Origin of the sequence: Mucilaginibacter oryzae, assembly GCF_003148845.1 — a bacterium.
Lineage (GTDB): Bacteria > Bacteroidota > Bacteroidia > Sphingobacteriales > Sphingobacteriaceae > Mucilaginibacter > Mucilaginibacter oryzae.
In genome coordinates, this window is the sequence record NZ_QGHA01000001.1 from 379,172 (window position 1) to 393,286 (window position 14,115).

Below are 14,115 nucleotides of genomic sequence, written 5' to 3' on the forward strand. Positions count from 1 at the left end.
TTAATCGATACCTTTACAGTAATCAATTATTAACCTTAGCTGCTTCAACATCATGAATACCAACACCCATAACGAGCGTATTGCGAAAATGACCTTCGCTTCGGTATATCCCCATTATGTGGCAAAAGTAGAAAAGAAAGGCCGCACAAAACAGGAACTTCACGAGGTGATTACCTGGCTAACCGGCTTTGATGATGAACAGATTGCTGATTTGGCAGACCGGAAGGTAACCTTCGAAACATTCTTTGCCTCGGCCTCGCTCAATGCTAACGCGCCACTTATTACCGGCATGATCTGCGGTTACCGGATTGAAGAGATCGAAGATCCGCTAACGCGCAATGTACGTTACCTGGACAAACTGGTAGATGAACTGGCCAAAGGCAGAAAGATGGAAAAAATATTGCGGGCCTGAACCGCATTAAATATTCAGCTACACATCGGCCAGGGTTTTACATCCCTGCCGCGTCCTTATTATAGCGGTCGCGATAGGCTAAAGGCGAAAGCCCGGTGATTTTACGAAACACCTCTCTAAAAGCTTTCATATCGGCATAGCCAACCTCGTACATCACTTCATTAACTGTTTTGCGGGTGGTTTCAAACGCTTTCTTGGCAATTTCCATTTTAACCCGCTGGGCATATTCTACAGGGGTGTTACCGGTAGCTTTAATAAAACGCCTGTCGAAATTGCGACGACCGATGGCGAAGCTGGATGCGAGTTGTTCGACAGATATTTTTTCTTCCGGATTATTTTCAATATAAACCTGTGCTTTTTTGATAAGCTCGTCGCTATGCGAGCGTTGACCCTTAAAAATAATGAAAGCCGACTGGCTGTGGCGGTCCATTTCGATCTGGAAAACCTTCGAACAGAAAATAGCCGTTTGACGGTCGTAATATTTTTCAACCAGGTAAAGGATCAGGTTAAGAAAGGAATAAGCCCCGCCGTTGGTGTAAATGCCCTGTTCATCGGTAATCAGCTGGTCGGTTTTTAAATTCACTTTAGGATAAAGCAGCTTCAGTTGGTCGGCCGCCGACCAGTGCGTGGAACAACTTTTACCGTCGAGTAAACCGGCAGCGGCCAGCAGGTAGGCACCGGTACAAATACTGGCAACGCAGGCACCGTTACGATATTGCCTGGCTATCCAATCAATTAACTCACCATTAGCTTGTATGGCTTGCTGATAGTTATGGTTAAGAGAAGGAATGATAACCAGGTTGGTACGGTCAATTTCCGAAATATGTTTATGCGGCCGGGCCGTAAAAAGGCCTCCGTAAAAATCAACTTCGCCCGAAATGCCGGCCAGTTCAATCTTAAAAACTTCCTTTTTGCCTGCATCTTTACAGTAAGCGTTGGCGCGGGTAAAAATTATGTAGGCGCCTACAATGCTGCTCAGGTTATTTTCCCCTTGGGGTACGATGATGGTAAGGTGCTTCATAACGATGGCTTTAAGATAAAGATAAGTATTTGAGGATGTCTAAATCAACCCGTCATATTGTCTAAATAACACCCCATTGCAGCTACAAATGGATTGTAGATTTGTGTGAACCACTGTTGGTTACACCATATCAATAAACCAATGAAAAAGAAAACTTTTGGGGTTTTGTTGCCCTTGCTGGGCCTTAGTCTTTATAACAGCCATGCCCGACCTAAAATGATCAACCAGCAACAACATACAGTTATGATAGCAGCACCAACAACAAGCAAACAGGTTGAACTTACGCCTAAGGAAAGAGCATATGCTGTTGATCTTTTAACGCAGACAGAATCGGCGGTTTTTGCTTCTGTAGAGGGCCTGACGGAGGCACAGCTACAATTTAAGTCGGCGACGGACAGGTGGAGTATAGCCGAATGTATTAAACACATAGCGGCAGCCGAGAAAAACCTTTGGGAGCTGGTGGATGCATCACTAAAACAACCTGCGAACCCCGAAAAAAGAGCGGGTATCCAATTTACCGACGAACAATTGATTAAAGCGGTAGAAGACAGATCGCACAAATCGAAAACCTTTGCCGCGCTTGAGCCTGAAAACTCGCCTTATAAAACTACTAAAGAAGCGCTCGCCGCGTTTAAGGAAAACCGTGAAAAGCTGATAGCATTTGTTAAAAAAACGCCGGACGACCTGCGGAACCATGTATCCGTATTACCTATCGGAACGTATGATGCCTACCAGTTTATCCTGCTGATCCCGGCGCATACCAACAGGCATACACAGCAAATTGCGGAGGTGAAAGCAGACGCCGGTTTTCCGAAAAGTTAAGCTTATGAATGATTTTAGGACTTCATTTACCGTTACCCAAACACCGCAAGAGGTGTTTAACGCTGTAACAAACGTTCGCGGCTGGTGGTGGGAAGGATTGGAAGGAGAATCGAAACAGCCGGGTGATGAATTTACTTACCGCCACAAAGATATCCACTACAGCCGGCACCGGCTAACGGAAGTTATTCCGGTTAAAAAGATTGTTTGGTTAACCACCGACGGCAGCATTAATTTTGTTGACGACAAAACCGAATGGACGGGCACCAGTATGGTATTTGATATTGAAGCGCATAACGGCCAGACAACACTTTACTTCACCCACATAGGTTTAACGCCCAACCTGGCCTGTTACGGTGCCTGCAAAGGAGGCTGGACCTACTACCTGCAAAGTTTGCATAACCTGATAATTACGGGAAAAGGCCACCCGGACCCATTGATGGACTAAAACAACCGTATAAAAACATTACGCCTCAAATAATGCCCTGCTCATGGGCGTTATTTTACCTATGCGGTTATCCTTTGCCGACACCAATTCACAGAGTTGGATAGCTGCGTTTTCAAAATCGTCGTTTTTATCGCTAAGCAGTAGCCAGGCCGTATCAAAACCTTCTTCCAGCTTAAAATCAGTCAGCGCCCTAACCTGTGTTTTCAGGCTATTATGATGCTCTCTTTGGGTAGATATCCAAATTCCGTTATGTTGAGGGTTTTTAGCCGTTTGCCTGAAAATGAAAACCAACTTTCTATCAAAATAAATATTAAACATACCGATAGCCGGTTTAATGATAATAGTAGCGGGAAGGTAATGAAGCAGAAAACTGAAAGGTACCGGCTTTTTCATTGTTCGCCTGGATTTTCCGGTTAAAAGGCTATAAAAAGCTGTTAATCAATTAAATATAGTTTAAATTTTTGATTTATAAAAAGCATAACCAGAGGCGCCTTTTCGGCGCAGGAAAAACAGGATGAGCCGGTTTGCAGCCAAAAAGCCGCCTATAATTAAAAGGATCAGCAACGTATTACCGATGTTACCAAACAAAAACACAATGCCTATCATCATTAAATTGATAACCGAAAGCAACAATGTAGCCTGTACGTGGGTAAGACCTAATGATAATAACAGGTGATGAATATGGTTCCGGTCGGCATCAAAAGGCGATCTCCCTTTGCTGATCCTGAGTACAAACACCCTCAGGGTATCAAAAATAGGTCCCGACAATATGGCTAAGGTCAGTGCCGGCCCGCATGAATGCAATAGCGGCTCAACGCTGTTGTTGCGGCTGATTTCCATAAACCTGATAGCCATTACCGCCGACAATAAACCGATAAGCAGCGCGCCGGTATCGCCCATAAATATCTTGGCGGGGGTGATGTTATATCTTAAAAAACCAACTGTAGCGCCAACCATAGCGAGTGATATAGCAGCAAGTTCATACTCGCCCATGTAAATGAACAATGCAGCGAAAGTGCTGTTGACAATGATACCGGTGGTAGCAGCCAAACCGTCGATGCCGTCAATGAGGTTAAACGCGTTAATGATGAGCATAATACCCAGTATGGATAATATTACGCTTGGGGCATAGGGCAAAGCTGAAATATTAAAGATGCCATACATGCTTGTTATCCGGATATCGCCCGGAATTACCAGGATAGCGGCAACAACAAACTGAATAAGGAATTTAGTACTTGAATTAACCCCGGAAAGATCATCCTTTAGGCCCATGGCAAACAACATAATACAAGCCGTAAGCAGGTAACTTAAAGGTAACGACTTATCAATAACACTGAACAACATGGCCGTGATGGTAAAACTCACAAAAATGGCCACTCCCCCCAACCTTGGTATTCCATGATCATGCTGCTTACGGAAATGACCAACATCATCATATAAATGGCGAGCCCGGGCAACGTGCAATATAGAAGGGATGCATAGTAATGTAATGAAGATTGAAAAAACAACAATCAATACATTATACACCAAATGAGAAGAGCGTAAAAGTTCAAGCATATGCTATTAAAATATTTATAATAATCAGCTTACTCATCTTACCTTTTATATGGCATTTAGTCAACTCTAACCTGTAATTAAAAAAACTGAAAGATTTTTCGCAGCGGCTTTAACGTGAGGGCAAACAAGGGATACCCGACTCCGTTTGTCTTCATAGCCTTAAAATCATGTGACCAGGCCTTAAAGCGGTTTATAATATTCTTGTTACTTACCCCACCAACCTGCATCTTAACCATTACCGTATTTAAATAATGGCTTTTTATATGATACTTATGCATAAATCTTACCATCAATTCATAATCGCCCGCCGAACCGTATTCAAGTCGATAAAAACCCAGTTTTTCAAACAGGTACCGCCTGCAATAAAAAGTGGGGTGAGGGGGCATAAATCCCCAATTAAAGGAATTTTTTCCACACTCCGCGCTTTGCCACTTACGTATAACCTTACCGGCCGGATTTACATAATGAAGGTTTCCATATACAATTTCGGTTTCATGAGCTAAAAAAGCGGCTGCTACAGATGATAAAACATCCTCATTTACAAAAAAATCATCTGCATTGAGCGTTCCAACAATTTCGCCGGAAGCAAGGGCTATACCTTTATTCATGGCATCATATATGCCTTTATCCGGTTCGGATATGAAAATATGGATGTGGGGGCGATATTGATCTATTACCTGGAGGGTGCCATCGGTTGATCCTCCGTCGATGATGATATATTCAATATCGGGATAATTTTGCCCGATTACCGATTCGATACATTTGCTTATGGTATCACGGGCATTGTAAACAACAGTGATGAGTGAGATTTTCAACCTGATAACTTTGAGAAAAATACACGGTATTCAAAGCCGCAAATTATGTATTTTTGGTTTTGCAGCCTAATTATATTAAATATTAAAGAGACTTTTACAGCTTTACATGCGCAATTATAAACCTGACTTTTTCCTTATTATCAGCGTGTTTTTTATATTAACATCCTGTTCAAGCAAGCCATACCAATATCTTTTTGAACAGAAAATGCCTGTTACTGATACTGCTTCAAAAAACACCGGCGCGGCAACGGTGAGCTACCGGATTAAACCCCAGGATATCCTGCAAATCAAGAACCTGCAAAATGTAAAGTATATTGTTGATGAAACTCCGGGTAGCGCAACGGGAACAACCGCGGGCGGGGGCGCCGCCAATACCCCCGGTCAAACCTTCCAGGTTGATGATGACGGAACGGTGGCTTTGCCTGTGATTGGGCACGTAAAGGTTGCGGGGCTTACCAGGTCTGAAGCGGCTAAGCAAATTGAAGATCTTTACCGTAAGAGTTTGCTCAAAGACCCTATAATCCAGTTAAAAATAGTTAACCTTAAAGTTACGCTGCTTGGTGAAGTAAAGGGACAGGGAAATTATGCGCTGACGAAAGACAGAACTACTTTGGTTGAAATGATAGGTGAAGCCGGTGGCCTTACAGAAAAAGCCAACGAATCAAATATAAAAATCATTCGCGGAGACCAGCTCAACCCGCAGGTAACCGAGATTAACCTGCGCGATCTTCAATCGATCAACGATCCGAGAGCTATTCTTCAAAATGGCGATGTTATTTATATAGCGCAAAACAAGCGGGCCGTACGTAATGACAAACTACAAAACCTGTCGGTATTAGCTCAACCTGTGTTACTGTTACTGAATACAGCATTAATTATTTTCACGCTTTCGCATAGGTAAATGGAAGAGTTAGAGAAAGTTCAAAGAAAGCTTCCCAACCAGGAAATCGATTATTTTAAAATCGGTAAAATACTGCTTAGCCGCTGGTATTGGATTGCCTTATCGGTAATTATCGCCTCGGCCATATCCTATACCTACCTGTGGTACACGCCTAAAACTTATGCTACATCCGGCACGCTGAAAATAGAAGAGAAAAAATCAGAAATTTCAGATCTGATCACCGTAATGACCACACCCGAGCGCGGCCCTTCAAAAATACAAAGCATTACATCGGTATTAACCAGCCGTAAACTTATTTTGACGGCTATAAAAGACCTCGACTACCGCATCAGCTTTTATTTATCAGGCCGGGTGCGTACTACAGAAAGTTACCCTCAAAAACCGCTGGATATTAACCTCGTAAAGTTTGACAGCCTCAATTTTTTTCACAGTATTATCACCTTTAAGCCAATTAACCGGCAAACGTTTAACCTCAGCTACAAATTAAACGGGAAAGACATTCAAACCAACTGTAATTACGACAAGCTGATTTTTATCGGCAATACCGGTTTCAGGATTAAATACCCGGGCGCTATACCTTCAACAACCATTTATCAGTTCAGATTCAACATTCCCGAAGATTTTATTGGCAGGGTTCAGGGTGGTCTTTACGCGGGCGAAACAGCAAAAAACTCGAACATTATAGCCATCCAGGAAACTGATTCAAACCCGCAGTTTGCCGCCGACGTGCTGAATGCCATCATGAACGAATATGTGATATTTGACCGAAACCAAAAAGCGCAGTCGGCATCACAAATGATCGACTTTATCGACAGGCAGCTGGAATACCTTTCAAGCGAAGTAAAAGGATCAGAAAATTCGATTGAAAAATATAAGAAGAAATCAAAGATCCTCGATGTAACTACAGCTTCTACAACTTCCATCACCAAGGCCGCCGAAGTTGAATCGAATAAATCGTTATTAAAAATACAGCTTATAGCGCTCGATCAGCTTATTGACCAGATCAATAAAGAAAAGAATAACGTAACGCTAAACTTTAATGTGGGCGGCACCAACATGCCATCTATCGAAGCCCTGGTGAGCCGTTTAGACAACCTGATCTCCGAAAGATCAAGCCTGCTGGCTACGTATAATGCAGATTCGCAGCCGATTCAAAACATCAATCAAAGCATCTTACAAATAAAAACTTCCGCGCTTAATAACATCAGGCAAATTAAAGCGGGCATCGAAAAAAACATACAATATCTTGATAGCCAGCTGGGGCAAATCAACTCAACCATAGCGGCCCTGCCTTCGGCCCAACGGGATATGGTGAGCCTGCAACGTGATTTTGAAATTAACGATAAAGTTTACTCCTTCCTTTCCGAAAAAAAACTCGAAGCACAAATCAGCAGGGCCGGGATATTGCCTGGCGCAACCATTATTGAACTTGCCCAGCCCAATTTTAACCCGGTGTCGCCCAATGAGCATAGCATTCATCGCACGGCAATTATTTTAGGTTTGGCAATAGGTTTAGGCATGATCGTGGTGATCAGGGTGCTTAACCCCTATATCTATGATAAGGAAACTATAGAAAGCCTCACGCCTATCCCGATATTGGGAGTGATCAGAAAATTCCCCGACGAAGTTGACGAGAATAATAAACAGGCGCTGGCGGTGAGCAAGCCAAAATCTATTTTTGCCGAATCGGTACGCGCGGTACGTACCAATCTTAGCTTCCTCGCTTCCGAAAAAGCCAATAAAGTGATCTGTATTACATCAGAGGTAGCCGGCGAGGGGAAATCATTTGTGGCGGTAAACCTGTCGAGCACGCTCTCACTGATCGATAAAAAAGTAATATTGATTGCCGCCGATTTAAGACGGTCGCGCCTTCACAAAACATTCCAGGTGCCTAATGATACAGGTTTAACAAACTATCTTGCGCACCAGGCCGAAATCAGCGAAATCATCTTACATTCAGATAATCAGCCAAATCTTGATTTTATAGTTTCGGGACCGGTGCCCCCTAACCCATCTGAGCTATTGCACAGTAAAAGGATGTACACCTTGGTTGAAGAGCTGAAAAAGAAATACGATGTAATTATGATAGATACAGCCCCTATTGGATTGGTATCTGACGCCATACCGCTGATCAGGATGAGCGATATCAATGTTTTTGTTATCCGCTCGGGTAAATCCAAATTTTACGCGGCTACCGTACCGCAACGTATTTCGCAGGAATATCAGCTTGACAATACCGTAATAGTTTTAAATGCTTTTGAGGAAGACTTACTGCACTCCAGGTATTACACCACCAAGTTTACCGGCGAATACACGGGGTCGCGGTATTACTATTATTCGGATTACAGCGGTTACGAAGGTTCCGGCTATTACCTTGATGATGAAAAGAAAAAGTGGTGGAACCCCAAACGGTGGTTTTAATAAGCGGGTTAATTAACAATTGTTTTTTGTATAAAACTGAGCATGGCAGTAAACAAATGGTATCCGGTTTACACCAACCCCAGGGCCGAAAAAAAGGCGTATGAAGCCTTATTAAACAAAGGTATTAAAGTTTATTTGCCGCTGCGGCGGCAACTTAAGCAATGGGCCGACCGCAAAAAATGGGTTGAAGAGCCACTTATAAAGTCGTATCTGTTTGTAAACATTACTGAATTTGAGCAGGCAGAAGTATTGATGACCAAAGGAATTGCAAGGTTTCTTTATTTCTCGGGTAAGCCGGCTGCCATGCCCGACAAACAGATTGAAGAACTCCAATTGCTGATGGCAAGCCCTTACGAGCTTGAAATAACAGAAGAAGACCTGCAGCCGGGCGAAAAAATAATTATCAGGGCCGGCGCCCTGAAAGGGATGACGGGCGAGGTGGTATCGCGCAAATCGCAAAAGCAGTTGATTTTGCGGCTTGAAAACATAGGCTACTCAATTATTGTGCACGTTGCGGCATCGCTTATTGAGCGTTTTTAAAACGGGAAAATTGTTTGGGCCTGTAAATTATATTTATTATTTACGCCCACTCACAGATAAGTAAAACGGTTTATGCCCTTACAGCATAAACATTTAATAAATAATAAGTTACAAAAAAGCGCTGTAACTTACGGGGCGAAGCTGTGAAAAATAACCAACGATGTGCCGCATAGCAGGAATTGTTTCGGGCCGGTTGCCAATTGGCGAGATCAGGGATAAAGTAAACCAGATGTGCCGGGCGCAACAACATGGGGGGCCGGACGGCGATGGTGTTTTCTATGATGAAAACGTGGGGCTGGCCTTTGGTCACCGGCGCTTATCCATCATCGATTTAAGCAGCAACGGTAGCCAACCCATGGCCGATCACCATCAAAAAGCCCGGATCACTTTTAATGGTGAGATTTATAACTATCCCGACCTGAAAATTGAACTTTTACAATCAGGCGCTAAGTTTAAATCAGATTCTGATACTGAAGTTATTTTGCAGGCCTACGTATATTGGGGTACCGCGGCTTTTTCAAAATTGAAAGGCATGTTTGCCTTCGCCTTGTATGATATTGAAAAAAACGTAACTTACCTTGTGCGCGATACCGCGGGGATAAAGCCTTTGTATTACGCTACGGCAAATCAAACGCTTGTTTTTGCTTCGGAGGTACGGGCATTTAAAGCAGCGGGCCTCCATACCGAAAATGATGGCGAATGGCAGATCAGGTTATTGGCATTCGGTAATATACCGGAACCCTATACAACGCTGAAAAACGTGTTCAGCTTACCTAAGGGACACTTTTTAAGCTGGGATAATAAAACTGCCGGTTATACATTAAATTCATATTGCGCCGATGAGCCGTTAAACACAGTTATGCATACTGAAGAGGCCCGGCAACTGATTAATTTTACACTTAACAAAAGCGTAAAAAGGCAACTGGTAGCCGATGCGCCTATCGGCGTATTTTTAAGCGGCGGTATTGATTCAAGCCTGATTGCGTTACTGGCCAATCAATATAAAAAAGAGCAGCTTAAAACCATTTCGATATTTTTTGATGAAAAAAGTTACGACGAACGCGCGTACCAGCAAATCATCTGCGGTAAAATAAACGGCCAAAATTTCTCGCACCTGGTAAAACAAGGTGATTTTGAAAACGCCTTCCCGCAAGTTATGAAGGCCATGGATATGCCTACCACCGATGGTATTAACAGTTGGTTTATAAGCAAATATGCTCATGAAAACGGTTTAAAAGCAGTATTATCGGGCATAGGCGCGGATGAGCTTTTTGGCGGTTACCCCTCGTTTAAAAGGATAAAATACCTTGGTTATTTACGTAAGTTACCTGGCAGGTTACTCCGCTCGCTAAGTTTCCTTGCCCCGGGTAACTATAAAAGATTAAGCCTGCTGGGCATTGACCATCCTGTAGCCGCCTATTTGGTGCTAAGGGGCTTGTTTTTACCTGAAGATATTGCCGCTATACTTGACACAGATACCAAACATATAAAAGAGGTACTGTTCAGCTCGTTTGGCGATGCGGTACCGGATACTTATGATAACGAGCACGCCTCCTGGTTTGAAACCGAGTTGTACATGCAAAACCAATTGCTTCGCGATACGGATGTAATGAGCATGAGCCACGGACTGGAAGTGCGGGTTCCATTTTTGGATGAAGATTTTACCAGGGCGGCTAAATCTGTTGCCCCTTCAATAAGGTTTAACGCCCAACAACCCAAAAAACTATTAATAGATAGTTTTAGCAGCCTGCTTCCCACCGAAATATGGAGCAGGCCTAAAATGGGGTTCACATTTCCGTTACAAAACTGGATGACGGAGCTTGACCAAATGAGCGACATCAATAGCTTTAAAGGAAAAAAGGCCCGGGAAATCATTACGAAATTTAAAAACAACAACCTGCACTGGTCAAAAGCATTTGCTTTGTACCAGGTACAAAACCATGGCTAAAAAAGTAACGCTGTTTACTTTACAAACATTCAGCAGTACGGGCGGCATTCAAAAGATGACCCGTACGCTCGGGCACTCGCTTTACAACGCGGCCTTAAAAAATAAATGGCGCTTTGAATTATGGTCGGCATATGACACCCCTGCCGACCTGATGCAACAGTACCTGCCAGCCGCATGTTTTAAAGGCTTCGGCGTAAACCGCATCAATTTTGTTTTAAAAACTATTTTCAACCCGGTTATACTTGATGTGGTTATACTAAGCCATGTTAACCTGGCTATTATCGGGCACGTTTTGAAGTTTATAAATCCCGGTTGTAAAATATGGCTGGTTGCTCATGGTATTGAAGTTTGGCGACCGCTTTCATTTGTTAAACGCAAGCTGCTTAACCGCTGCGATAAAGTGATTTGTGTGAGCAATTTTACCAAACAACAAATAATAACCAGGCATGGTGTCAATAAAGACAAATGCGTTGTACTAAATAACGCCATCGACCCGTTCATGCAACTACCCCATACTTTTCAAAAGCCGGAACAGCTTTTACAACGCTATGGGTTAAAGAATGATGATGTTGTTATTTTTTCATTAACGCGTCTGGCCTCAACAGAGCAGTATAAAGGTTACGACCACGTTATCAAAGCGTTAAAAAGTTTAAAAACTAAATTTCCGCAAATTAAATACCTGCTTTCGGGCAAGTATGATAGCCAGGAGTATGACCGGATCCAAGAACTGGTTGCCCGATATGATGTAAAAGATCAACTCATCCTGACCGGTTTTATTGATGAGTTTGAATTGTCCGATCATTTTTCACTGGCCGATCTGTTTGTTTTACCGAGCAAAAAGGAAGGGTTCGGGATAGTGTTTATCGAAGCTATGGCCTGCGGCTTACCGGTGGTTTGCGGCAATACCGACGGTAGTTTAGATGCTATACGCAACGGCGAGCTTGGCGACGCCATTGATCCTGATGACCCTGAACAGCTTGAAAGCGCTATTTCAAAACACCTTCAAAACCCTTTAACCGCCGCTAAACGCCTGCAACTGCAACAGGAATGCGTAGCTCACTTTAACGAAAACAATTACATGATGAAACTGGAGCAACTGATTAATGAGTAATACGGTCAACGAAAAATGGGATTTAGAAATAAATGCCAAAAGCAGCCTGTTCGATCTGAAGCTTAAAGAGCTGTGGCACTACCGCGATTTACTGATCCTGCTGGTACGCCGCGATTTTGTTTCGTTTTATAAACAAACCATTTTGGGGCCGGTATGGTTCTTTGTGCAACCGGTTGTAACTATCGCGTTTTACACTATTGTATTTGGCGGCCTGGCCGGAATTCCGGTTGACGGGTTGCCGAAAGCATTATTTTACCTGGCAGGCACTATTGTGTGGAATTATTTTTCTGATTGCCTGATTAAAACATCTACCGTATTTAAAGATAATGCCGCCATGCTGGGTAAAGTTTATTTCCCGCGATTAATTATGCCCGTTAGCATCGTGCTGTCAAATCTGGTGCGTTTCGCCGTGCAATTGCTCCTTTTTGTTGTATTATACCTCATATTTTTAGCAAAAGGCGAGCATATAGCGCCTAATTATTTCGCGTTGCTGCTGCCGCTGCTTATCCTGATGATAGCATCGTTGGGATTAGGCTTAGGGATGATCATATCGGCAATAACCACCAAATACCGCGATATCGCTTTTTTGGTAACTTTTGGCGTACCGCTTTTAATGTACGCTACCACGGTCGTATACCCTTTGTCGGTAGTACAAACACAACATGCACAGTACGCGTGGATCATCAAAGCAAATCCCATCACCGCGGTAATTGAAACCTTCAGGTTTGGTTTTTTAGGCAAGGGAACCTTTAGCTGGCAACTTTTGGGTTACAGCGCCTTATCCACAGCGCTGATCCTGGTAGCGGGCACAGTGATATTTAATAAAGTAGAAAAGGCTTTTGTTGATACGGTATAAATGAGCGCGGTAATCAAGGTTGAAAAACTGTCGAAAGCGTACCAGCTTGGCGATTTCGGTACGGGCACTATCTCGCGCGACCTGGAACGGTTTTGGGCAAGGCTTCGCGGTAAGGAGGATCCGTTTTTAAAAATAGGCGAGATCAATGATCGCAGTACCAAAGGCACAACCGGCGTAGTATGGAGCCTGAACGATATAAATTTTGAAATTGAACAGGGCGATGCCGTTGGGATTATTGGCCGTAATGGCGCCGGCAAAAGCACTTTACTCAAAATTTTAAGCCGGGTTACCTCGCCCACTACAGGTTCGTTAAAAATGCGGGGGCGGATAGCAAGCCTGCTTGAAGTTGGCACCGGTTTTCACCCAGAATTAACCGGGCGCGAAAACATCTATCTTAATGGAGCCATTCTGGGTATGCGCAAAGCCGAGATCAAACGAAAATTTGATGAAATAGTCGATTTCTCGGGCGTTGAGCGTTATATAGACACTCCGGTAAAACGCTACTCATCGGGTATGTATGTGCGGCTGGCGTTCGCGGTAGCCGCGCACCTGGAAAGCGAAATTTTAATCATTGACGAGGTGCTGGCCGTAGGCGATGCCGAATTTCAGAAAAAATGCCTCGGCAAAATGGGCCAGGTAAGTAAAGGCGAAGGACGTACGGTGCTGTTTGTAAGCCATAACATGGCGGCAGTAAAAACACTTTGCAATAAGGGCATAGTGCTGGCCAATGGTCAGCTGGTTTACCAAAACAAGCAGCTGGAAGCGGTGAGCTTTTATCAAACCAACAACAACACCAAATCAAGCTTTGAACATCACGGCGATTTGGATTCGGCACCGGGCAATGAAAACATCAGGGTTTTAAAGTTTGTGATCAGATCGCTGGAGGGCGAAAGTATCTCCATTTCTACCGGGCTTAGTTTCGATCTGACATTTTTTAACCAGAAAGCGGGGATCAACCTCGATGCCACCTTCGAATTAAAAAACAGCGATGAAATACCGGTGTTCCATAACGGTACCCTCATCTCAACCAATAACGATTCAAAAACCGGTATCTACACCGTTAAGGGGATTATCCCGCCTCATTTGCTAAATGCCGGCAACTACGCATTCAAACTTATATTTGGAGAAAACCAGCGTTACCTGCTGTTTGGAGCAGACGATTTTATAGGTTTTGAAGTTGAAAACGAAAGTGAAGGGAGCAACAGCTTTTTAGCGCCGGGCGTTATCCATCCCAAAATAAACTTTACCGTTAATTACCAGGTTTAA

Annotated in this window: 14 protein-coding genes; 10 read left to right on the forward strand and 4 right to left on the reverse strand. The window is 43.5% G+C overall.

Annotated elements, in window-relative coordinates; all coding sequences use genetic code 11:
* Positions 1–52: 52 nt before the first annotated feature.
* On the forward strand, positions 53–412 hold the full coding sequence (locus tag LX99_RS01530) for a DUF2200 domain-containing protein (RefSeq protein WP_109605781.1): 360 nt from the start codon (positions 53–55) through the stop codon (positions 410–412).
* Positions 413–449: 37 nt separating this feature from the next.
* On the opposite strand, the gene LX99_RS01535 is transcribed toward LX99_RS01530, so the two are convergent.
* Positions 450–1,433 (reverse strand): GlxA family transcriptional regulator, encoded by a 984-nt coding sequence (locus LX99_RS01535; RefSeq protein ID WP_109605783.1) that lies wholly within the window; start codon positions 1,431–1,433, stop codon positions 450–452.
* A 141-nt stretch (positions 1,434–1,574) separates the two neighbouring features.
* On the opposite strand from LX99_RS01535, the gene LX99_RS01540 reads away from it, so the two are divergent.
* On the forward strand, positions 1,575–2,255 hold the full coding sequence (locus LX99_RS01540) for a DinB family protein (RefSeq protein WP_109605785.1): 681 nt from the start codon (positions 1,575–1,577) through the stop codon (positions 2,253–2,255).
* Between the two features lie 4 nt (positions 2,256–2,259).
* Positions 2,260–2,700: an SRPBCC family protein gene (locus LX99_RS01545; RefSeq protein WP_109605787.1), complete on the forward strand. Its 441-nt coding sequence runs from the start codon at positions 2,260–2,262 to the stop codon at positions 2,698–2,700.
* 18 nt (positions 2,701–2,718) lie between these two features.
* Here the strand turns inward: LX99_RS01545 and LX99_RS01550 are convergent, their stop codons facing one another.
* The 3 genes from LX99_RS01550 to LX99_RS01560 all read right to left on the reverse strand — a co-directional run bounded on the left by LX99_RS01550 (position 2,719) and on the right by LX99_RS01560 (position 5,072).
* Positions 2,719–3,093 (reverse strand): hypothetical protein, encoded by a 375-nt coding sequence (locus tag LX99_RS01550; protein WP_109605790.1) that lies wholly within the window; start codon positions 3,091–3,093, stop codon positions 2,719–2,721.
* Positions 3,094–3,153: 60 nt separating this feature from the next.
* Positions 3,154–4,257 (reverse strand): MraY family glycosyltransferase, encoded by a 1,104-nt coding sequence (locus tag LX99_RS01555; RefSeq protein WP_109605792.1) that lies wholly within the window; start codon positions 4,255–4,257, stop codon positions 3,154–3,156.
* Between the two features lie 77 nt (positions 4,258–4,334).
* Entirely contained in the window at positions 4,335–5,072 is a 738-nt protein-coding gene (locus LX99_RS01560; protein ID WP_109605794.1) for a glycosyltransferase family 2 protein, read from the reverse strand.
* Between the two features lie 106 nt (positions 5,073–5,178).
* On the opposite strand from LX99_RS01560, the gene LX99_RS01565 reads away from it, so the two are divergent.
* From LX99_RS01565 to LX99_RS01595, 7 genes are all read left to right on the forward strand, one after another.
* Entirely contained in the window at positions 5,179–5,973 is a 795-nt protein-coding gene (locus tag LX99_RS01565) for a polysaccharide biosynthesis/export family protein (RefSeq protein WP_109605796.1), read from the forward strand.
* On the forward strand, positions 5,974–8,394 hold the full coding sequence (locus LX99_RS01570; protein ID WP_109605798.1) for a GumC family protein: 2,421 nt from the start codon (positions 5,974–5,976) through the stop codon (positions 8,392–8,394). It begins immediately after the preceding gene.
* Positions 8,395–8,436: 42 nt separating this feature from the next.
* Entirely contained in the window at positions 8,437–8,934 is a 498-nt protein-coding gene (locus LX99_RS01575) for a UpxY family transcription antiterminator (RefSeq protein ID WP_109605800.1), read from the forward strand.
* Between the two features lie 160 nt (positions 8,935–9,094).
* Positions 9,095–10,882, forward strand: a complete 1,788-nt coding sequence (asnB, locus tag LX99_RS01580; protein ID WP_109605802.1) for an asparagine synthase (glutamine-hydrolyzing) — start codon at positions 9,095–9,097, stop codon at positions 10,880–10,882.
* Positions 10,875–11,993 carry a glycosyltransferase family 4 protein gene (locus tag LX99_RS01585; protein ID WP_109605804.1) on the forward strand — a complete coding sequence of 373 codons (1,119 nt, stop codon included), beginning with the start codon at positions 10,875–10,877 and terminating at the stop codon, positions 11,991–11,993. The genes asnB and LX99_RS01585 overlap by 8 nt, the downstream gene beginning before the upstream one ends.
* Positions 11,986–12,849, forward strand: coding sequence for an ABC transporter permease (locus LX99_RS01590; protein ID WP_109605806.1), 864 nt, complete (start codon positions 11,986–11,988; stop codon positions 12,847–12,849). Before LX99_RS01585 ends, LX99_RS01590 begins: the two co-directional genes overlap by 8 nt.
* Positions 12,850–14,115 carry an ABC transporter ATP-binding protein gene (locus LX99_RS01595; protein ID WP_109605808.1) on the forward strand — a complete coding sequence of 422 codons (1,266 nt, stop codon included), beginning with the start codon at positions 12,850–12,852 and terminating at the stop codon, positions 14,113–14,115.

Bases quoted from the DNA above. Each gene is read 5' to 3' on its own strand.
- LX99_RS01590 (WP_109605806.1), top strand. From the start codon at position 11,986: ATGAGTAATACGGTCAACGAAAAATGGGATTTAGAAATAAATGCCAAA.
- LX99_RS01540 (WP_109605785.1), top strand. From the start codon at position 1,575: ATGAAAAAGAAAACTTTTGGGGTTTTGTTGCCCTTGCTGGGCCTTAGT.
- LX99_RS01545 (WP_109605787.1), top strand. From the start codon at position 2,260: ATGAATGATTTTAGGACTTCATTTACCGTTACCCAAACACCGCAAGAG.
- asnB (WP_109605802.1), top strand. From the start codon at position 9,095: ATGTGCCGCATAGCAGGAATTGTTTCGGGCCGGTTGCCAATTGGCGAG.
- LX99_RS01550 (WP_109605790.1), bottom strand. From the start codon at position 3,093: ATGAAAAAGCCGGTACCTTTCAGTTTTCTGCTTCATTACCTTCCCGCT.
- LX99_RS01585 (WP_109605804.1), top strand. From the start codon at position 10,875: ATGGCTAAAAAAGTAACGCTGTTTACTTTACAAACATTCAGCAGTACG.
- LX99_RS01530 (WP_109605781.1), top strand. From the start codon at position 53: ATGAATACCAACACCCATAACGAGCGTATTGCGAAAATGACCTTCGCT.
- LX99_RS01565 (WP_109605796.1), top strand. From the start codon at position 5,179: ATGCGCAATTATAAACCTGACTTTTTCCTTATTATCAGCGTGTTTTTT.
- LX99_RS01570 (WP_109605798.1), top strand. From the start codon at position 5,974: ATGGAAGAGTTAGAGAAAGTTCAAAGAAAGCTTCCCAACCAGGAAATC.
- LX99_RS01595 (WP_109605808.1), top strand. From the start codon at position 12,850: ATGAGCGCGGTAATCAAGGTTGAAAAACTGTCGAAAGCGTACCAGCTT.
- LX99_RS01575 (WP_109605800.1), top strand. From the start codon at position 8,437: ATGGCAGTAAACAAATGGTATCCGGTTTACACCAACCCCAGGGCCGAA.
- LX99_RS01555 (WP_109605792.1), bottom strand. From the start codon at position 4,257: ATGCTTGAACTTTTACGCTCTTCTCATTTGGTGTATAATGTATTGATT.
- LX99_RS01535 (WP_109605783.1), bottom strand. From the start codon at position 1,433: ATGAAGCACCTTACCATCATCGTACCCCAAGGGGAAAATAACCTGAGC.